We start from the raw sequence: 21,211 nt of genomic DNA, 5'->3' as shown, positions 1-21,211 counted from the left end.
CTATATAGAATATAATTGTTCAAACGAATGTTCAAAATCTTCTTCATCTTCATCAAAGCCCTGAACAAAAACTAAATCTTTATCTTTATACTTATTTGTAAATTCATGCGCATTTTCAAGTGTTTCGCTCATATGTTTTTTATCAATTATATTTGTTGGAAATGATCTTAAAGAAATGAGAGCTAATCTTTTTTGAAAATAACCATTTGTGAATCCTTCCTCAAATTTTCGTAAAATGACCCTTCTGTATCCATTATCTACCGAACACATATATATAATCATTGCCCCAATAACCGCTTCGTTAGTTTGATCGTTCTTTTCAATTTGCTTGACTGCAAATTTTTTCAAATCGGTTAGATCACATTTATGTTTTGCAAGAAGAAGCCAAAGTTGATAAGTTTGAAATGAATATGTATTATAGCGTTCATCAAGAACTATCATTTTAATAAGAGTCAAAAACTCTTTTTTTATAATTTCTGTTGGAATAAGATTAAGTACTTTACAAACTTGCGTAGTAATCCATGGTTTATCTTTTAAATTTTTTATTGCAATTTCAATTTGCCTTTCAAATTTTGAATCTTGAGTGTAAAGATTTATGTTTTTTTTAGCTAAAACAGCAATTGTATTTAAAGCGTAATTAAGTCTTCTTGCTGAGTCTTCCGAACTATTAGTGTCTTCCTCAGTAAGATTCTCTTTTAATAAATTTATGCTTAAATGAAAAGCATCATTCAGATATAAATAATTATCTGATTTACGTAATCTAGATATTTTATTTAGCTCTAAATCAAAGGAATTATTATAATGACTTCTAAGAATAGTGTCATCTGTTTCCAACTTAATTTCATCAACAAATGAACATATTTTAGTTTTTTGAGAATTTACAGATAAATGACAACGTCTTAATTCAAACTCAAATATTTGTAGAATTTTACGCGCTTCGTATTTGTCCTCACAAAAAATTCTAATATCATCCATAAATCTAAAATATGCAAAAGCATTATGTTGCATAAAACGATCAACTTGATTAAGATAAAATGATGCTAATAGAGATGATGCATCACTATTCTGTGGCAGCCCTAAATCTTTTTTCGAAAAACTTTGAATTATACTATGTAAAAGTTTTGAAGCTTCTATTTCATTTGGAGTTTCACAAACTCTTTTAATCTTTTCATGCAATAAATCTTTATTAATATTATCATAGAAGTTCAAAAGATCAATTTCAATTACACATCCATATAAATGATTTTTTTGAGAGTCTGTCGCATTTGCACATTCGCTTAATTTGTATTTCATTTTTTTCCATTGTTCAACTCCATTTATTATCAGTTGATTTTCTGAAAAATAATTGTATCTAGCAGAGTATACATTAGATATCATTGCCTTATCTAGTTTTTCAGCTAAAACACCTACTGCAGCCATATATATAATCCGATCTCTGAAAGGAGAGATTAAAGCTTGTCTAAGAGTAAATTGTTTCTTGGGAACATAGAATTTTTCTGCTAATAAAGCTTTGTAATTTTTATTACCAAAATAATTTTCAAATTGTTTGAATAAGTATTCTTTATTTAATAAGTCAATATATTTTAAAGGATCATGAAACCAATCATCCTCAATGTCAGTTTTTAATCTTTTTCTTGCTAGTTCTAAATCTAAAGAAACATCATTTATTAATGCTTGATGTATATATACAACTTCCTGGTCAATTTCTTTTTTATAATTCGAAGAATGTGTGTCAAGTTGGACTTTATTTAGTGATCTTAATTTACCATTAATATCTGAAAATGTTATTGGTACACAATCAATGGTTTCATTTTGAAATTCATCATTTGGATATTGGTAAATAATTCCAAATAGAACACTTTTATTAGAATGGAAAACCCCAGCTCCAGAAATTCCGTGCATTTGCGAATGGTTTAAATTGCCTGGGATTTGAAATCTTTTCATCGCAATATCATTTCTTTTTAAAATAAAATGGTGAAGCTCGTTTGGATTGGCTGAAAATGTAGCCCATGAAAAAAAATCCTCATCTTCGTTATCTACTTCGTCAGATACTAAAATTTGACGAAAACTTAAATCTGTATTTTTGTCAATGATAATAATGGTAAAATCTTCCTCAAAAATAATTAATCGCTCAGATAACTCTGATTTTTTAATACTTGCGAGTTTTTTAAATTTTCCTGTCTCGGAGTATAGAATTTCAATATTAAAGAGTTTATTTTTGTCAAAAGGTGTATGAGAATCTTCTTGAAAAATATGCTTTGCAGTTAGAATATAGTTATAATTACAATAGTTTGGAGTCACATAAATAATTCCTGATCCAAAATTAGGAACCCCACTCACTGTTGTGCTAATTTTTACCCCGCAACTTTTCAGCTTATCATATAGTAATGCCATATTGCTTGTTGTTTGATGTTAAAGTAAAATTATAATCTTTTAATTCTTTGTCTGTAATATTTAAATTTAACAATGCTTCACTATAGTTGAACATGAAGTTTATTTTTTCACTTTTTTCGCGCTTTGAAAATTTTAGGATTTTTAAAAGTGCTCTTTTATTTGGAAGAAAATATTTTTTGCTATTTGTACTTATGATATAATTTTTACACAAAATACTTTCTATGATCTTCTTGTTAATACTTCTATAACTTCCGTGATGTGGTAGTTTTATAAAGTCAAATGCAATAGGATTTCCCTGATTATCATTAACTAATTTTTCGAGAATCTTTTCGAATCTTGCTGGTGTAACATCTCCTGTTAATAAAACCTTTTTATTGTTACATTCTAATTTAACAACGACACTACTTTTATTAAATATTGAGGTGTCTTGACTTTTATCATCAATATATTTGTCAAGAATATGCATTGAAGAATTCCAATCACATTTGTAATCACTTGATAAATATGCTCCCTTGTTTTCACTGTACTCTTTTATGTCTTCAACTGTAGGTGATAAAAAGTCAATCTTTAGTCCGTCAAGGATTATAGGTTCACTTTCATCCGTAATAGTTTTCCAAATTGGATTAATTGAAAGAAGAAGCTCTTCTGTCTCATGAGCTTGTTTATAAGAAAGTAATCTGTCCTTTAAAGGTTGAATTTTTCCTAAATATAATCTTGGGGAATTAAAGATAACTTGTTTTATAAATTTATTTTTGTCTCCATATTCTCCTTCATTTACAAGTTTTAATAAATCTATTATTCCTTTTATGTGATCATCATCATGATGAGTAATTATAAGTAAATCTATAATTTCTTTATTTTCATGAATTAGATTTATTTGTCCAAGAAGATGTCGACTATCATTACCTCCATCAATGAGAATGTTTTTGTTATTATGGTGAATTAAAATTGCATCGCCGTTTCCTGCTTTTAAAAATTTTATTTCCATCGAAATTGATTTTTATGTAATATTAATATCAATATTTTTCTTATTTTACTCATAGTTTTTTTGTTAGTTTTGGTTTTTGAAATGTAGGGAATTTAATGTGAATTTCAAATTAGATTATTTGTTGTTAATTTTTTTTTCTAAACTTATCTCCAACTAATTTTTATTTATATTATTTTTTTAATTTCTCCACCAACGAGTTCAGAGGTAAAAGTAGCCAGAAAGGAAATTGTTTAAAAAGCGGACATCTTGACTATTGAAGGAACATGGCAAGATATACTTGCTTTGAAAATAATATTTATAAAGATTAGACTAAAGCGAAAGAATTAGCACTAAAAACAAAAAAAGAGACTTCAAAAGTCTCTTTATACAATTAATATATTTTTAAAATAATTACCTATTAATCAATTTTTCAATCCTTACCATCATTTCATCCTTTTCCTTCAACAGACGCTCGTACAACGCAATTTTTTCATCATACAATTGAACAATTTTATCAATTGGATTAAATGAACAACTATCATACTTTTGATAACCAACTGCACCGTTGTCGAAATGATTAGAAATAAAATTTACCGCTTGCTCCTCATCAAAATTCTGAAACGCTTCCACAGGAATTTTTAAGGCCTGTGATATTTGATCGAGTATATCGTTTTCAATAACCTCTTTTTGCTCCAGCATCGAGATTTTTTTCTGATTCCAGTCGTTTCCGAGATCAAAAGCCAAGGCTTCTTGTTTGATGCCCAGCATTTCCCTGAAGCGTTTTACGTTTCTTCCCTGATGTATTTTCTGTTCCATAATGCGTATCCATTTTTCTAGAGGCTCAAAGATAACCCCATTTCGATTAAAATCCTGAATTTCAAAGATAAAAAATTATCCCATAAAATAGCTTTTTTGTCAGAATATTATAGCGGTATTCTGAATAGATTATCCTTTGGAAAGAACGGAACTTCGTTGGTGAATTTTAAATCTCTTTACCATGAAAAAAAATAAAACAGCGTTCGACACCCGCTTTTGGGCTGGGTTTACGGCAGAAAATCCCTTTAAGGTCCTGGATGCCTTTTTTGACTTTGCCGATCTTGATGATTACAAACAGCAGTTAAATGAAGCGTTACGGTACAGCGGTACCAGCAAAGTGTACGAACAGGACAATCCCGCCAGTGTTTTTGTCTTTTATACGGTGGTGAGTTCTTTTCTGAAAGCCTGTTATTGTCTGAAGGAAAAAAGCAAAAAATGGAAAGTGAAAGCGTCTTTACCTTCTGAAACCGTATCGCAGCTTTATTCCCTGACGAAGGAAGAATACGAGAATCCTTTTAGGGTATTTCAAAAAGCATTTGATGAAAAAACGGCTGAAGAATTTGAATTTTTTCTACGGGAAATCGTCCGCCTGTCCTTGTCTCCGCAAGCCGAAGATGCTGACGCTGACCTGACGATATGTTATATACATGTCATTAAAATGCTCGATGCCGCGGAACTCATCAGAGAAAGGGGAGTGGAGAAAATCAGGAAAAGGGATCAGATGGGGCCTGTAACGGCATAAAATATTCGGGTTGCCAACTTTAAAATAGGACAGTAAATAAAGTAGTAAAAAACCATAAAAAAATCCCATTCGCCGCGGCGAATGGGATTTTAATTTTGTGACCCGTAAAAGACCTATTTCACATCATTATATGGAGGATTTAAAGCTTAACAAATTGATCGTCCTTAATCCTGAAAATAGAAAAACAGGATACTTTGAAATTTTATTTACTCATTCAAATTAAAAAGTAATCACCAATTTTCCAAAATGTGACCCGCTTTCAAGTCTTTTAAAAGCATCAATTGTGTCCTGAAATAAAAAAGCCGAATCTATAATGGGATGAATTTTTTTTGCTTCGAGGGTTTCATTCATTCTTGAAAACATCTCTTTTGAGCCAACGTTAATTCCCTGTAATTTGACTTGTTTACTCATTAGTTGTGCCGTATTGATATTTCCGGTAAGTCCGTCCATTATTCCTATTACAGAAATGGTTCCGTCTAGCGCAACTGCTGCTAGAGATTTGTTAATATGGTCACTGCCTACCACTTCCACGATGTGTTTTGCACCAAGTCCGTTGGTAATTTTCAGGACTTCATTTTCCCATTGCGGTACACTTTTATAATTGATTAAATGGTTTACACCCATTTTTTTAGCACGTTCTAGCTTAGCATCGCTTCCGGATAATAAAATGACTTCTGCGCCTGCAGCTAATGCAAACTGCATTGAAAATAAAGATACTCCGCCAGTTCCCTGTATCAATACGCTGTCGCCGGCTTTTACATTTCCTTTTTCCATTAAGCCATGCCAGGCCGTTATGGCAGCGCAGGGCAGCGTAGCGGCTTCTTCATTGGAAAGATAATCAGGAATTTTAATTACTGCATTCTCTTTTAAAACCACAAATTCCTGTAACATTCCGTCACTGTAACTTCCGCCAAGGGAATTTAATAATTTCTCAGCAGATAAATTTCCATTCATCCAATTGGGAAAAAAGAGACCCGCAACACGATCCTTTAAGGCTACTTCGGTTACCTGATTTCCAATTTCAACCACAATTCCTACACCATCAGAAACAGGTATCCTGCCCACCGGAGGTTTCCATTTATCAATACCTTTAATAACAAGTAAATCCCTGTAATTTAAAGACACCGCTTTGATTTGGACTAAAATTTCGTTTGGCAACAGCTTATTATAGCTTTTCTCAACCTGTTTTAAAGTTTCGATGCTATAATTTTCAGATATTTGATATGCTTTCATAGTACTAAAGGCATTGGGGAAAGACCAGCTCTATGACTCTTTTTTTTAGTAAATTAAGACCAGGTGGCCCAATGACAGTACAAATGTATTACTTAATTATAGCAGTTAATGAGACGTGGTCCCATTGTGAGTTACTCATAAATTAAGGAGTATGTACCAGTACAGTCTTTCCGGATGGCTATTTCACTTTTTTAGTGTAAGAAGTGGGCTGAATACGAATTTCATAAGGAATATTTTCTTTACCCCAGTCACAGAGTTCGTGTAGTACTTTAACCAACGAAAGTCCGCTATCCGTAATCCGATATTCCACCCGAAGAGGCACTTCATTGAAAATTTCTTTCTCAATCAATTGGGCTGTTACCAATTCATTTAAAACATTAGAAAGTACATTGTCTGAAATACCGTTTAAAGATTCTTTTAAATTAGAAAACCTTGAAACGTCTAGTTTTACCAGTACTAAAATTTCCGATACCCATCTCTTTCCCACTATACGAAGCACCTTGTTTAGCGTACATCTTTCATCAAGATAATATTCATTTAAAGTATTAGTGGAGTTCAGTTTCTTTTTGCTCATATTTATTTAGTTAATAGCAGTCAAAATTTCTGCTGTCCGGGTAATGATTAAAGAGGCTAAAAATATAAACTAAATGTTGAGATCCCAAAAAAGCGACTGAATAAATCAATTACTTTTAGGCCTTACATTGATAGTTCAGTTTTTGAAAATACCTTGTTTTCCATTCACACAGCAGAACCGATTTTAAAAAGAATGCTACATAAAAAAAGGAAACAGAAGTTTATTCTGTTTCCTTTTTTATTAATTTTTATGCGAAATACCCGGGATCTATTTACCGCTTGAGGCCGTAATTTTTCCTAATTGAAGTCTGTAATCCGGTCTTTTTGCATTAAACACGTCTACAAAAGTTTCTTTGTTCTCTGTGTGGGAATACACATTAAAGAAGATGCTGTTACCGTACCAGTTTTCTAAATCTGTATTGTCAGCATTGTTTTCTTTAAAGATATTGCCGCTGCATTGATTAAAGAACATCTCTTCAAATTTGATTTTTTTAAGATTACCCTCATTGATTTCAGTTTTGCTGTCTATAAGCACCGCAGGATTAAAACCTGAAACTACACTTCTTTTTAATTCCAAAGAGGCACTTTCACCAACATAAACAGCTTCTTTAACCAAACCTGCCTGAATGTCTGCTGTAATATTTTCGCTGTCGTTTAGCATGGTCATGTTGGAAGCACTAACGAATGTGGCTTTTTTGGTAAAGTCAGTTTCGTTTTTCTTTTCATAGGTTTTTACTTCCAGACATCTCGATCCATCTTTGTTGCTCGATAAGTAAGACGATCTCACCGCCAATGAATTAAATAATCGGCATTGGATTCCCTGTGTAAATTTAAAATCATCATTAATAGATTTGTAGGATACTAATTGAGCTGTGTTTACATCACCTCCGTAGAAAGCAAATGAATCACCTCCGGAGTAACTTACCATGATATTCTCTAAAATGGTTTTATTACCCACTCCTGCAATAGTCAATCCATTAAAAGAATCCATTCCTTTTACTTTTTTACCGGCAAATTCAATTCGTACATATTTTAATACTCCTGAATTTGAAGCGGGGTTGTTCCCTCCATATACGGTAAGGGCAGGATCAAGATCCATACTGTAAGAACCGGCACTGCCGAATTTATTTATTGGAGCATCACCAAGAATTACTACGCCTCCCCAATCGCCAGCTTTTTTCATGCTTTGGTTTGAGGTAAAGATAATAGGGTCTGTTTCCATTCCTGCTGCCATAATTTGGGCTCCTTTTGTGATGACAAGGGTACCTTTTGAAACAGCGTCTCCAATAATTACGGTACCAGGCTCAATAGTGAGCACTGCATTATTGGTTACATATACATTTCCCTGAAGGATATATACATTTCTTTTCAGCAGTTTTGTGTTTTCAGTAATATTTCCGGCTAAAATTTGATTGGCATCTTTGGAATCGGACTTTTGAGGCTTAAATTCTGTCCAGTTATCCAGCCAGTTGCTGTATCCTATAATTCCTTTTTCCTGCTGTGCACTTGCGCCGGCAGCTGTAAGCAACAGGCAAATCATTAGAGTAATTTTTTTCATAGTTTGGGGCTATTAGGTATTATATGGTCTCTAGACATCCAGAAAACAAAGTATATAAATTAACAACATTTTTTTCAATCTTCGACAATAAATCTCAAAAATTATATCAATTAAAAAAAGGATAGCACAAATTGCCCTGATGTCTGTTACAAATATAGATAAACAAGTTAGAGTCCGCAGTGGATTTACTCTTATTTAACATCAGAAAGACAAAACTTAACAGTGCAGCTACTAATTACTTTCAACTTGTAATAAGTGCGGGTCCTGAAAACCTGCCAGCTTAAGGATGCGGAGTGTAATAAGTCCCTGCTCTCGACATTAATATCTCGCTTTTACGGTACTAAATAACGGCTTATAATTCGAACTTTTATTAGTGGTAACTATAACAAAAACTTTAGAATTGAAAACCGAATTCGTATATTGCTCTGCTAAAATTAATTTGCCAGGGATATAGATTTTAAAATACCTGCTTTCAAACGTTTTTAAGTTCATTTGTATCGAAATCATTTAGATTATGAAAAACTCATTAGTACTCTTCATCGCATTCTTAGCTTTTACAGCCTGTTCAAAACATCAGGAGAAAAAAAATATTGCTATCACTGGCATAGATTCCACATTGCGGCCTGGTGATGATTTTTTTAAATATGTAAATGGCAAATGGTATGATTCTGTATCAATACCTGCATCTCAGGCCGGAGTTGGTGCCTATATGTTTATGAATTACCCGCAACGAATGCGCCTGCAGGGAATATTGGACAGTCTTTCGCAAAGTACGAATTCAGCAGGGAGTATAGCACAAAAGGTAGGCGACTTTTATGCATCCGGTATGGATACGGTAACCATTGATAAACGCGGTTATGCACCTATTAAACCACTGCTTTCCAAAATTGAAGCCATTAGCGATTTACCGTCCTTAATGAACTTTGTAGTGAATGAAGTAAAAGTGAACAATTCTTCTATTATAGCTTTTGGAGTATCACCCGATGAAAAAAACAGCAGTATGAATATTGCCCAAATTTATCAAACAGGTCTTGGTTTGCCTGACAGGGACTATTATTTCAAATCAGATTCATCAACGGTTGCTATACAGGAAGCGTACAAAAAATACCTTACTACCTTATTTCAACAAACAGGCAGCAATGCCATAGAGGCTAAAAAGAATGCTAATGTGGTTTACGATATTGACAGACAACTCGCCGTTTCGCATAAAACAAAAGTTGAACTTCGGGATGTACAGGTCAATTATAATAAAATGGCTGTGTCGGATCTTGCTAAAAGACATCCCAACATAGGCTGGACTACTTTTTTAAATAAGTTAGGTGCTCCAACCGATTCTATTAATACAGGCCAGACTGCCTATTATGATGCCCTGAATAAGCTTTTAAAAACCATTCCCATTACTAATTGGAAAATTTACCTCAAAGCAAATTCTATAGAAAGATATGCAGATGATTTAAGTAAACCTTTTGGCGATGCCTTATTTGAGTATACTAAAGTGCTTTCCGGTCAGGCTGTTCAAAAATCACGTGGCGAAAAAATGGCTAATGTCGTTGACAATTATTTAGGCGAGGCGTTGGGTGAATTGTATGTAAAGAAATATTTTTCTGAAGATGCCAAAAAACGGATGTTAACCCTCGTGAATAATCTGCAAAAAGCGTATGCCACAAGAATTGACCAATTGGAATGGATGAGTCAAAGTACGAAACAAAAAGCGAAAGAAAAATTGGCAGCCATGACTAAGAAAATAGGATATCCGGATAAATGGAAAGACTATAGCAAGGTACATATTGCCAGGAATACCTATTTTGAGAATATGGTATCGGCCGCTACAGCAGCCTATCAATTTCAATTGGCAAAATTGGGCAAACCAGTCGATAAATCAGAATGGTATACAACAGTTCCAACAGTTACGGCATATAATAATCCTACTGCAAACGAAATTGTTTTTCCTGCAGGTATTTTACAACCCCCATATTTTGATAATAATGCCGATGATTCACTGAACTATGGAGGTATCGGAATGGTTATAGGCCACGAAATAACCCATACTTTTGATGATCAGGGGGCTCAGTATGACAAGGATGGCAACTTAAAAAACTGGTGGACCAAAGAGGATTATGCCAAGTTTAAGTCAAGAATACAACAGGTGATCAATTTGTACAGTACCTACACCGTTTTAGGCGATCTGCACATTAATGGCGCAATGACAGTAGGCGAAAATACGGCAGATATTGCCGGAATAGCAGTTGCTTATGATGCTTTTAAAATGACCCAGCAAGGACAAGGCAATACAAAAATTGGCGGTTTTACTCCGGACCAACGCTTTTTTATTTCTATAGCCAAAATATGGAGAGTGAAAATGAAAGACGAGTTCCTGCGTTTGTGGATTAACAATAATCCGCATTCTCCTCCAAATTGGCGTGTTAATGGTCCTCTAATGAATACGACACCTTTTTACGAAGCATTTAATATACAAGCTGGAGATAAAATGTTTTTGCCTAAGAAAGACAGGATAACAATTTGGTAATTTCGCTTTTCGAAATGTGACCATGAAAAGCTGCGCAATCCCGAAAGCCTTCGGGACTGACTTTGCGCAGTTTTTTTGTTCTTTAGAAATTATAAACCTGATAAAAGTCTCCCGACTTTTTACGTTTTAGCCGAATCCTGTTAGGTTATTACACACTAAATTTTAAATTGGTCTTATTTTTCATGTAAATACGTATTCTTTTGCAGTTTGCTTCTTTATTTTAGTGTGATTCTAAAAAAAGAAAATAAAAGCAAAAATCAGCAAACTTACTTATTTAATAGGGTATATAAAAAAAAGGCGCCAATTGTCTTCAATTGGCGCCTTTTGGCTGTGGTGACCTCTGCGGTACAAATTTTAAACTATTTTCTCCAAGATTTAAAGAAATGGCTTAATTTTAAGTGAATTTGTAAGATAATTATTTTTTTTTAAGCACATTCTGTAATTTAGGAACTTAACTTTTTACTTTAAATTTATTTCACTTAAGCTAATTGAAACTAAAAGAGGCGCAGGTAAGAGCGGTGTATTATCTTCCAGTCTAATATATACTTTTCTTTTGGTAGCAATCTTAATGCCTTGAACTTCTATATAATCTGATAGATAATGGGCAGCTGAAGAATTTCCTAAAATCTCGGCATTGTAGTCGTGTCTTGCTATAAGTCCTTCGTTGTTAATATAAAAGGTTTGGATTTGATTATGGGTGGCTATCTCAGGCGGAAATTCGACTTGTAACCTTCTGAATATTTCTCCATTTTCTTCCCATGGCTCCAGTTCTTTGACTTTATAATTTGAGTTTGTAAAAATGAAAGGTGCATTGAGATAGGTCCACATTGCATATCCTGCGAAATAGGCAAGTTGCAATTTTGACCATGGTGTTTCTCTCTCATGCCCTATAAATGATTCTCCAGGGTTAAACAGTTCCTCAATTATTTCCCCTTTATGATTTTCTATGGCAATACGTCCTGGATCAAAAGAAGTATGCCAGTCTTTCTCTATAAAAGGATAGTGCGTTGTGAATTCTTTTTTTGTATTGGAAGTAACATAGATATCATCAAGAATGCCTGCTTGCTGCTTCATTGGAAATAATACTCCACCAGTGATAAGTTTTGCACTGATGGTTTCAAATTTGTTCCATGTTTTAATGCCTCCATGAGCATTGATTGTAAACTCTAATAAATCGTTCATTTTGTTGTAATTTTTAATTGATATTGTTTAATTATACTGTTGAATAGAAAGTTGTTACTTTAATCTTTATGTACTTGCTCCCGTTACTTTCTTCCAATCCAATCGATGCGACTATGTGCGCTTTCGATTTCCATTTTTTTTACTTTCATTTTATTTGTTTTTAAATTGTGATGTTGGTAATTTTGATACAAAGGTGTGACTATGTTCCTTTTTTTAAGCTTTTAAATAGTTCAAGCGGTCAAATTTGACATTCAAATGGACATCCCCAAACTTGAAAATTTAAATGCCGGACTTATCTTCATTGTTTTGCCTATATAAGAATTTGCCCTACTTATAAAGATGTGATCTTCTAATTAATATTTAGTTGATTTATCATTTCCAATTTCAAATGGAATAGTCCATGCATGCCCCTTTTCTTTTTATAAAAAGAAATACATAATACCAGTAATGTATTGATTAAAAGAGTGTATTTCGATTGTGGGATGGTCTATCAACATTCAACATTCGAAATGCCGGTTTCAACTACTTTTTAGTCTGTTTCCCGATTTAGTGCTTTCCCAAAGTCAGATCGCGAAATACTTTTGTCTCATAATTTACAACCACATAAAAATGAAAACATTAAAAATGATTAAAAGTGACCTTCATTCAACAATAGTGTCCGGGGTATTTATTTTGCTTGCGGCTGGCAGCGGATTTGCCCAAAACGCGATTACAGCTAATGTGAAACCATCAGAATTAATACGTCCATATACTGTTGCTGTATCTGATGTTACATTAAAGGATCTTCGCAAGCGTGTGCTGGCAACAAAATGGCCGGAAAAAGAAACCGTTTTGGACCAGTCGCAAGGAGTACAACTTGCAAAATTGAAAGGTTTGGCGCAATATTGGAGTACCAATTATGACTGGAGAAAAGCAGAGGCTAAGCTAAATTCTTACCCACAATTTCTAACAAAGATAGACGGAGTCGATATTCACTTCATCCACGTTCGTTCTAAAGAACCTAATGCTATGCCGCTTATTTTAACACATGGATGGCCGGGTTCAGTATTTGAATTTATAAAAGTCATTGGTCCACTAACTGATCCAGTGGCGTATGGTGGAAAAGCAGAGGATGCTTTTGATGTTATTATACCTTCACTACCAGGTTTTGGTTTTTCAGGAAAACCAACCGAGGCCGGATGGGATATTGACCGAATAGGGAAAGCTTGGACGGTATTAGTTAATCGTCTGGGATATAAACATTATGTAGCTCAAGGTGGAGATTGGGGGGCTGGAGTTGTTAACTCAATGGCTTTGCAGGGATCTGAAGGATTATTGGGTATTCACAGCAACTTTCCTGCAACATTACCTGCAGAAGGAGTAAAAGCAATTGGAAGCGGAATAGCACCAGAGGAATTTTCTGCTCAGGAAAAAGCCGCTTTCGATTACCGCATTAAATTGAACAAAGGAGGATATTTTACCTATAAGGCGACAATGACTGCACGTCCACAAGCGATTGGTTACGGATTGAACGACTCTCCGGTTGGTCTTGCTGCATGGCTTCTTTTGCACCCTGGTTTTTCAAATTGGTCTTACGGAACTGATCCGGAACAATCTCCGACAAAAGATGAGGTACTGGATGATATTACACTTTATTGGTTAACCAATTCCGGGACTTCTTCGGCACGAATTTACTGGGAAAACAGAAATAAAGACAATATTAATGCAGGTGCAATGAAAACCGATCAAATCAAATTACCGGTTGCTATTACCGTATTTCCTGATGATGTATTTACATCTTCGGAATCATGGGCACATCGTGCTTTTAAAAATCTGATTTATTTCCATGAAGTGGATAGAGGAGGGCATTTTGCAGCATGGGAGCAACCGGAATTATTTACACAGGAATTGCGCGCTGCATTTAAATCACTGCGATAATTAGGGTAAGCAGCTCTCAATTAAAGGTTCTTCTGTACTATCTGACGAATTTAAAATGCTCGATTTGTAGGATTTGAAAGCCAAGATTTATGTATAGATAAAATGGAAGGACAAGTATATACTCGGTTGTAATAAAATATCCGTTCAGGTAAAATAAAAATTTAAAATGGAAAATAGAGAAAAAAATAATATTCAAAGTGCTTTAAAAATGCATAAAGGATATTCACAAGTGTTTCAGCCCAACAAATTGACTTTTGGTTTTATTGCGCCGATAGCGGGATATCCAAATGGACCTATACCCAATATGAGCATTTTTGAGAAAGTGGTCCGTCAAGCTGATGAAAGTGGAATAGACGCAATATGGTTAAGAGATGTTCCTTTTTTAGATCCTGCATTTGGTGATGCAGGACAAGTATATGATCCCATGGTTTATGGAGGATTGTTAGCAGGAATGACAAAACGCATTGCAATTGGTACCGCCGGTATTGTACTGCCGCTGCGAGATCCAATAATTGTCGCCAAACAAGCGGCAACACTGGATCAATTATCAGGAGGGCGTTTTATTTTAGGACTTTCATCGGGAGATCGCCAAGGTGAATATCCGGCTTTTGGAAGCGATTTTGAGAATCGTGCTGAGCGATATCGTGAGGCAAGGGGAATTATTCGAAGTTTGACCGAGGAAAGATTCCCCAGCTATACTTCGGAATATTATGGTAATCTCAACGGTTCACTAGACCTTATTCCTAAGCCTCTTGTAAATCATATACCAACAATTGCCATAGGCAGGGCAGGGCAGACCGTGGAATGGATCGGAGAAAACATGGATGGATGGATATGGCATGGGGAACCCGCAAGGCATATTTCCTTACGAATGAAACATTGGAACGAGGCTACTAATGGTATTTATAAGCCTTATGGATATGCTCACTTCTTTGACCTTTCAGAGAATCCTGAAGCTCCTTTAATCTTTGGTCCTAATTACCTGGGCGGAGGTCGAAAAGCGCTAATTGACTTTTGGAATCAACAGCAAAAGGGAGGGCTCTCTCATGCTGTACTTAATCCTAAACCCACACTTCGTCCCGCACATGAAATGATTCAGGAATTTGGTGAATATATAGTACCTCAGTTTAGATAGAGATCCTTTGAGGATGCGGTTGTTATGATGACTGGAATTAATGGCAGTAGCACAGCAATGAAGATAGTTACAAAGCTTTTAAAACAAGATTGTAGCTAAAGAGATATACTGTATTGAAAAGGAGAAAGTATTTTTTTAAAGACTGTTTGATCATTTTAAAGACAGAGAAAGATAGGGACTTCATCAAGGCGTTAGATTTTTTTTTCTACTGAATAATATCAAAAATATTTCGCTTTCAGCATTGTCTATTTCACCCCTTATTTTGTCCTGTTCAACAATTTATTGGTAGCATAAAATTTGGTATCGTACTAATTTTGATCCATAATAAAATTGATTATTGCAAATAACTAAAGATTAAAAATTAAAAAATTAAAACAATGAAAAATTCAACAACTCTTCTAACTCGTGCATTTTGGACAGGAGTGTTAGCTTTACAGTTGACAGCTGCTTCAGCACAAAGTGGATTAAAAAAAGCGGATGTAAAAAATGAGGAGGCTATCCGTCCTTATACAGTAGCAATCTCAAATGCCGATTTGAAAGATTTGCGTGAACGTGTATTGGCTACAAAATGGCCTAGTAAAGAAACTGTTGCAGACCAGTCACAAGGAGCACAGCTTTCTAAATTGCAAGATTTGGTGCAGTACTGGGGTACCAGGTATGATTGGAGAAAAGCAGAAGCAAAACTAAATGCTTATCCACAATTTATTACTAAAATTGACGGTGTGGATATTCACTTCATCCATGTTAAGTCGAAAAATAAAAATGCTATGCCGCTTATCTTAAGCCATGGATGGCCCGGATCAGTATTTGAATTTATGAAAGTTATCGATCCGTTAACCAACCCAACTGCCTATGGCGGAAAAGCTGAAGATGCTTTTGATGTCATTATACCTTCTTTGCCAGGTTTTGGATTCTCGGGTAAGCCAACTCAAGCAGGTTGGGATACACCCCATATTGCAAAAGCATGGGGCGAATTGATGAACCGGTTGGGATACAAACATTACGTAGCTCAAGGTGGTGACTGGGGTGCAGCTATCGTGCATTTTATGGCATTGCAAGCACCGACAGGATTACAAGCTATTCACAGTAATTTACCTGCTACCTTGCCCAATGAAGCAGGAATGGCATTGGGAACAGGTGTAATACCTGAAACATTTTCTGCCAAGGAACGCGCTTCTTTTACGCAACTAAGAAATGCGATTGTAAGTGGTGGGTTTATCTATAAATCTACTATGGAAGCCCGTCCACAAGGCGTGAGTTATGGTTTGACTGATTCACCTGCGGGTCTTGCTGCATGGCTTCTTTTGCATCCTGGTTTTGCTACTTGGGCATACGGAAACGATCCTAAACAATCACTAACCAAAGATGATGTACTTGACGACATTTCGCTATACTGGCTAACTAATTCAGCGGCATCTGCTTCAAGAATTTATTGGGAGAGCCAAAAAATAAACCTTATTAGTGCAGGATCAATGCAGTCTGATAAGATTACCATTCCGGTAGCTGTTACCACATTTCCAGAAGATGTTTATGCATCGCCTGAGAGCTGGGCACGTAAAGCTTACAAAAATCTAATCTATTTTAATGAAGTTGACAGAGGCGGCCATTTTGCTGCCTGGGAACAACCGCAATTATTTACACAAGAATTGCGTGCTGCCTTTAAATCACTGCGTTAATCCTTACGAAGGGTAATGCACATTGGTTGCCCTTTTCAAATAAAAAATAAAAAATAAAAAATTATGGAAAAGAGAAAAAAAAATATACTTCTTGTAAGTATTATCATGGGGCTGGTAGTGCTCCTGTTCCCAGGCAATGCCTCAGCACAGCAGTCGGGAATACATCGTACAGACCTGCAGCGTCATGATCTTAGTGTTTCAGGACACGAGTCTATTCAGGTACGTGTTGATTTTGAAGCCGGTTCCGCTTTCGGAATGCATTCACATCCGGGTGAAGAAATAATTTACGTGCTTGAAGGAACCTTCGTGTATGAGATAGAAGGAGAGTTACCTGTAACGCTAAAAGCTGGAGACGTGCTCTTTATTCCGGCAGGAAAGAATCACGCCGCTAAAAATGTGGGCAAGGTTAAAGCTTCCGAATTGGCCACTTATATTGTCGAAAAGGGCAGACCACTTTTGGTTATGAAAAAACAATAAAACTTATAAAATAAAACTTAATTTAAATAAATTTCAAAATGGAAACAAACAATGAAAAAGTGCTTTACACAGCATTTACAAAAACAACAGGCGGAAGAACAGGTACATCTAAAAGTTCTGATGGTGAATTAGACATCATTCTTTCATCGCCGGGAAGTAACAGACCAGGTACTAATCCTGAACAATTATTTGCAGCTGGATGGTCAGCTTGCTTTATTGGCGCAATGGGTAAAGCTGCCAGCAATTTAGAAATTAAATTACCTGCTGATCACTATGTAGACACTGAGATTGATTTAGTGTTAACCGATGACGGCTATGAATTGAAAGCCCGTTTGAATATCAGCTTACCGGGCATTGACCGCGAAGTAGCTCAAAAAGTTATAGAAGGGGCTAGTTTGACCTGTCCTTATTCTAAAGCTATCAAAGGTAATGTTAAGACTGAGTATAATCTTATCTAAGATTTTCTTATTAATTGGTTCCGGTGCCTGTTAAGGGGATCGGAACCAATTTTACTTAAAGGATTCCAGTATTAAACTGTCTTGTCTGCTATATAAAGCCAGAGACTTCTTCTACTTGCTGTGGAAGAATATCTCCAGAATTACCTGACAAGAATCTCTGTGCCGACACCTGCCATTTGAGAAGTTTAAACGATTTTTGTAAAGAGGCCGGATAGATAATATATGTGGTTGTGGTACCTAAGACAGAAAGCAAGACCATTTTTCTTATTCAATTCTTTCACACATAATTAAACAAAAATGAAACAGAAAATAGCTGCCGCTTTTATTATGGGCTTTATTTCTACAGGTCTTATTTCATTTATAATAATCAGTACCAATGCAGGCTTTATCGAAAATTTCCTTAGCAAATGGTGTAGATCATGGATGATTGCCTTTACGATCATTGTTCTGACGATTCTATTTTTTGGTCCCAAAGTAAAGAGATTTGTAGACTATTTGTTCCCAAAAAAGTAAGATTCTGGACTTGCCATTCTTGGTAAAACATTTGCCTATATTATCCAGCTGCCGACAGAAACATTTTAGAGATTCCTCTTTATTATTAGTTTTTTGTGGCAGCTTTTTGCCTATACCAGTTTTTTAAGTGGCTTTACAGACCCTTACTTCAGTTAAAAAGTATACAGTACGTTAACCTTTTCCATTCTTCATCATCCATCGCTTTTTTATTGAATGAGGGCAGCTTTTCTGATTCAGAATATTTTTTACTATCAATTTTTTTATTAATTCTTACTTTTTGTTCAGAAGTTAGTTTACTGGCAATCTGCTTCCATACATCTGATATTGGATTTTTAATAACTAGTAGAGATAATATTTCAATTTCGTTATCACTTAAGTTTCTGGGAAATTCATCAGGATTAAAGTCTTTCATAAATAATTGCTTCATTTTTCAACTTTGTTATCAAAATTGTTTTTCGTTTTTTCCGCCAATATTATGTTTCATTTTCTTTCCCATATTGCTTGTCACATAGCCGGCAACACTTTCTTTTTTCTTTTGCCCGCTGGATAAATAGTCAATGCCTATTGAACAATCGCCAGTAATGTCAACCCAAACCGTTTCACTTTCTCCACTTTCTAATTTGTCAATGTGTCCGCCGCCACAACCAACGATATTTATGTTTGTCAAAGTTGTTGGTGTTGAGTTTGTGAAAGTAATTCTCATTGTGCCCAGCAAAATTATAGTTGCCCAGCAGTAAAAAAACAGTACGGGAATATTGAGCAGCATAAGTCCGCAAGCCGTAAATAATTTTGTTCTATTGTCTTTGTCTTTGCTGGCTTTAAATAAAATTGAAATTAAAACTCCAAGATTTATCAAACCTGCCAGTGCGATAAAACCATAGCCAAGAGAAAGTAGTTCAAACGAAGAAGTAAAGAAGTAAAGTCCAAAAATAGCTGTCCCGAGCAGGAATGAAATGAGTGCTGTTTGTCGTCCGAGTTTTATGTGTTGTTCTGTTTTCATATTCTTTTTGCTGACGTCAGTCTGTGAAAAAACCTCCGTTTGTATTACCTCAAATATAACAAAAAAGTTGTGGTAAAACAGCAGTTTTTTGACCAGAGTCGTCCACCAGCTTGGTATCTTGGCGATAGCCAAAACTCCAATCCTTGTAAAATCTAACTTTATGGGTAAGGGAACTTATGCTTAAAAGTGATAGAAAACACTAAAAAACCAAGCAGAAACTACTTCCAAAAAAAAGAGGCGAAATAGCCTCTTGAAATTCTTATAACTCATTTATCGAAAAACCCATAGTTGCGGAATCTCAGCGGTTCCGTTCAACACGGGCTTCATTGTTCGTGCTACGCACGGCAACGAATCCCCTAGCTGTTGTAGGCTGTTTTTTAACTTTTCTTGAAAATTTTGTATTTTGGTTTTTCGTAATCAGTTATGTCCAAAGTAATATCATAAACGCCTGTTAAAATTTCTATATTATTTCCTTTTGGCATTATTCCGTCGCTCCTATCTTTTCCAAAATTTAAAGTCCAATCGTCATTAAAACGAAATTTAAGCTCTCCTGTTTTTAAAGTCACATTTTTAATTGTCCAGATTCCTTTTGTTTCAGTTTCCATAAGTTTTGCATCAGGACCTTCCCAGCCTTTTTCTGTGGCAGTTCCTACAATTCCCCAGGAAGGAAATATTTTTTTTGCTTTTTTTAGTTCTTTTCCTACATGAAAATTTAATGACTCTATTTGTGAAGTCTCGTTTCTTTCAAAAATTACATCACCCATTAATTCTTCAGCGTAAAATAAATTTTCTTTTACAGGATATAGAATAGTTGTGGGCCCGTTTCCACTTTGCAATTTTAATTTATTGTTTTCAACTGTAAGGTAAACTACAAAATTGTTTTCTACTTGATAAGTTCCCGCATATTGCTTTAAAGTTTCTGAGCTTATGTTGGCTACAATTGGAATTTTATAATCTTTATTATACAAATTATACAAAGTTTTCATAATTGCATAGGTGGCAGTGTCTAAACCTCTTTCTGTATTTGTAAGCAGTATAATGCAGATATCATCTTCGGGAATTTGAACAAAATTGCTACAAAAACCAGCTCCATAACCACTATGACCAACTGTCATTTTTCCAAACATTTTCTTTGTAATCCAACCATAACCATAATTGTTTTTGAAAGGTGTATATGCTTTTTCTAAACTTTTTTTGGAGATAATTTTGTAATTTTTTAGTCCATTATAATATTTGTTTAAATCTTCAACAGTTGAGTATATTCCACCAGCTGCAAAAGGCATAGGCGGGTCATAAACAATCGATGGTTTTTGTTCTTTTTCAGAAAAAATCTCATAGCCAGTGACTTTATTTTTACTTTTTAGATTTTTAAAAGCAAAACCACTTTGCTTCATTTTCAATGGTTTAAATATGTATTTTTCAACTGCTTTTTCGTAACTAATTCCAGTAACTTTTTGAATTACATAGCCTAGAAAATAATATCCCGAGTTAGAATAACTCCAATCAGTTCCAACTGGAAAATCCAAAGGTTTTGTTTTTTGAAATTCAATAAATGATTTTTCCGTTTGATCTTTCATATCATTTCCTCTGGTATACTCATAAACTCCAGAGGTATGGGTTAACAAACTTTCAATTGAAATAGCACTTGCATAGGGATAATCCGGATAGAACTTTGAAAGTTTATCCTGTAATGAAAGTTTTTTTTCTTCTACTAATTTTAAAATTACCGTTGCTGTAAAAGTTTTTGTAATGGAATATATTTGAAAAATGCTGTTAGCGTTATTTTCCTTTTTTAAATCTACATTTGAAAATCCATAACCTTTATTTAGTAAAGTTTCTCCTTTTTCAGAAATAAAAACAGCACCGTTAAATAGATTTTGTTGATTGTAAAATTCAAAAAGTTGTTCTAATTTTTCTTTCTTACTTTGTGCAAAACCCAATTGTGTTATAAATAATAAAATAAAAGTGACTGATTGAATTGATTTCATGTTTTTTTTGATTCTTTATTGAATTCTAACGAACGGTTTGCCCTTTGTGACAGTT

At 34.7% G+C, this 21,211-nt stretch carries 18 protein-coding genes; 8 read left to right on the top strand and 10 right to left on the bottom strand.

Annotated features, from left to right (window positions below):
• The 3 genes from HAV12_RS13460 to HAV12_RS13450 all read right to left on the bottom strand — a co-directional run bounded on the left by HAV12_RS13460 (nt 1) and on the right by HAV12_RS13450 (nt 4,177).
• Entirely contained in the window at nt 1-2,394 is a 2,394-nt protein-coding gene (locus HAV12_RS13460; protein ID WP_171570108.1) for an RNA-directed DNA polymerase, read from the bottom strand.
• Nucleotides 2,378-3,382: a ComEC/Rec2 family competence protein gene (locus HAV12_RS13455; protein WP_171570107.1), complete on the bottom strand. Its 1,005-nt coding sequence runs from the start codon at nt 3,380-3,382 to the stop codon at nt 2,378-2,380. Before HAV12_RS13455 ends, HAV12_RS13460 begins: the two co-directional genes overlap by 17 nt.
• A gap of 390 nt (nt 3,383-3,772) precedes the next feature.
• A complete protein-coding gene (locus HAV12_RS13450; protein WP_171570106.1) occupies nt 3,773-4,177 on the bottom strand; it encodes a helix-turn-helix transcriptional regulator in 405 nt (134 codons plus the stop codon).
• Between the two features lie 181 nt (nt 4,178-4,358).
• On the opposite strand from HAV12_RS13450, the gene HAV12_RS13445 reads away from it, so the two are divergent.
• Nucleotides 4,359-4,919 (top strand): hypothetical protein, encoded by a 561-nt coding sequence (locus HAV12_RS13445; protein ID WP_171570105.1) that lies wholly within the window; start codon nt 4,359-4,361, stop codon nt 4,917-4,919.
• A gap of 219 nt (nt 4,920-5,138) precedes the next feature.
• Here the strand turns inward: HAV12_RS13445 and HAV12_RS13440 are convergent, their stop codons facing one another.
• The 3 genes from HAV12_RS13440 to HAV12_RS13430 form a co-directional block, all read right to left on the bottom strand.
• On the bottom strand, nt 5,139-6,152 hold the full coding sequence (locus HAV12_RS13440; RefSeq protein ID WP_171570104.1) for an NAD(P)-dependent alcohol dehydrogenase: 1,014 nt from the start codon (nt 6,150-6,152) through the stop codon (nt 5,139-5,141).
• A 178-nt stretch (nt 6,153-6,330) separates the two neighbouring features.
• Nucleotides 6,331-6,726, bottom strand: coding sequence for a helix-turn-helix domain-containing protein (locus HAV12_RS13435; protein WP_171570103.1), 396 nt, complete (start codon nt 6,724-6,726; stop codon nt 6,331-6,333).
• Nucleotides 6,727-6,993: 267 nt separating this feature from the next.
• Nucleotides 6,994-8,283 carry a hypothetical protein gene (locus tag HAV12_RS13430; RefSeq protein ID WP_171570102.1) on the bottom strand — a complete coding sequence of 430 codons (1,290 nt, stop codon included), beginning with the start codon at nt 8,281-8,283 and terminating at the stop codon, nt 6,994-6,996.
• Between the two features lie 514 nt (nt 8,284-8,797).
• Between HAV12_RS13430 and HAV12_RS13425 the strand changes: the two genes are divergently transcribed.
• Nucleotides 8,798-10,810, top strand: a complete 2,013-nt coding sequence (locus HAV12_RS13425) for a M13 family metallopeptidase (RefSeq protein ID WP_171570101.1) — start codon at nt 8,798-8,800, stop codon at nt 10,808-10,810.
• A gap of 459 nt (nt 10,811-11,269) precedes the next feature.
• Here the strand turns inward: HAV12_RS13425 and HAV12_RS13420 are convergent, their stop codons facing one another.
• Nucleotides 11,270-11,992: a hypothetical protein gene (locus HAV12_RS13420; protein ID WP_171570100.1), complete on the bottom strand. Its 723-nt coding sequence runs from the start codon at nt 11,990-11,992 to the stop codon at nt 11,270-11,272.
• 609 nt (nt 11,993-12,601) lie between these two features.
• Here HAV12_RS13420 and HAV12_RS13415 point away from each other — a divergent pair.
• The 6 genes from HAV12_RS13415 (at nt 12,602) to HAV12_RS13390 (ending at nt 18,168) form a co-directional block, all read left to right on the top strand.
• Nucleotides 12,602-13,909, top strand: coding sequence for an epoxide hydrolase family protein (locus HAV12_RS13415; protein WP_171570099.1), 1,308 nt, complete (start codon nt 12,602-12,604; stop codon nt 13,907-13,909).
• A 166-nt stretch (nt 13,910-14,075) separates the two neighbouring features.
• A complete protein-coding gene (locus HAV12_RS13410) occupies nt 14,076-15,044 on the top strand; it encodes an LLM class oxidoreductase (RefSeq protein WP_171570098.1) in 969 nt (322 codons plus the stop codon).
• Between the two features lie 377 nt (nt 15,045-15,421).
• A complete protein-coding gene (locus HAV12_RS13405; RefSeq protein ID WP_171570097.1) occupies nt 15,422-16,720 on the top strand; it encodes an epoxide hydrolase family protein in 1,299 nt (432 codons plus the stop codon).
• 105 nt (nt 16,721-16,825) lie between these two features.
• The gene (locus HAV12_RS13400; protein ID WP_240345161.1) at nt 16,826-17,197 is read left to right on the top strand and encodes a cupin domain-containing protein; all 372 of its coding nucleotides are present in this window, start codon (nt 16,826-16,828) and stop codon (nt 17,195-17,197) included.
• 38 nt (nt 17,198-17,235) lie between these two features.
• Nucleotides 17,236-17,655, top strand: coding sequence for an Ohr family peroxiredoxin (locus HAV12_RS13395; protein WP_132036904.1), 420 nt, complete (start codon nt 17,236-17,238; stop codon nt 17,653-17,655).
• 297 nt (nt 17,656-17,952) lie between these two features.
• The gene (locus HAV12_RS13390; RefSeq protein ID WP_171570095.1) at nt 17,953-18,168 is read left to right on the top strand and encodes a DUF2798 domain-containing protein; all 216 of its coding nucleotides are present in this window, start codon (nt 17,953-17,955) and stop codon (nt 18,166-18,168) included.
• 148 nt (nt 18,169-18,316) lie between these two features.
• Here HAV12_RS13390 and HAV12_RS13385 read toward each other — a convergent pair whose 3' ends face one another.
• The 3 genes from HAV12_RS13385 to HAV12_RS13375 all read right to left on the bottom strand — a co-directional run bounded on the left by HAV12_RS13385 (nt 18,317) and on the right by HAV12_RS13375 (nt 21,156).
• Nucleotides 18,317-18,595, bottom strand: a complete 279-nt coding sequence (locus HAV12_RS13385) for a hypothetical protein (RefSeq protein ID WP_171570094.1) — start codon at nt 18,593-18,595, stop codon at nt 18,317-18,319.
• A gap of 15 nt (nt 18,596-18,610) precedes the next feature.
• Nucleotides 18,611-19,168: a hypothetical protein gene (locus HAV12_RS13380; protein ID WP_205423313.1), complete on the bottom strand. Its 558-nt coding sequence runs from the start codon at nt 19,166-19,168 to the stop codon at nt 18,611-18,613.
• A 377-nt stretch (nt 19,169-19,545) separates the two neighbouring features.
• Complete coding sequence (locus HAV12_RS13375) at nt 19,546-21,156, bottom strand: serine hydrolase (protein ID WP_171570092.1); 1,611 nt, start codon at nt 21,154-21,156, stop codon at nt 19,546-19,548.
• Nucleotides 21,157-21,211: the final 55 nt, after the last annotated feature.

Origin of the sequence: Flavobacterium sp. CLA17 (genome assembly GCF_013112255.2) — a bacterium.
In the GTDB taxonomy this organism is placed as follows: Bacteria; Bacteroidota; Bacteroidia; order Flavobacteriales; family Flavobacteriaceae; genus Flavobacterium; species Flavobacterium circumlabens.
The sequence above is the reverse complement of the archived record's forward strand: the minus strand, read 5'-3'. Positions and strand labels throughout refer to the sequence as shown.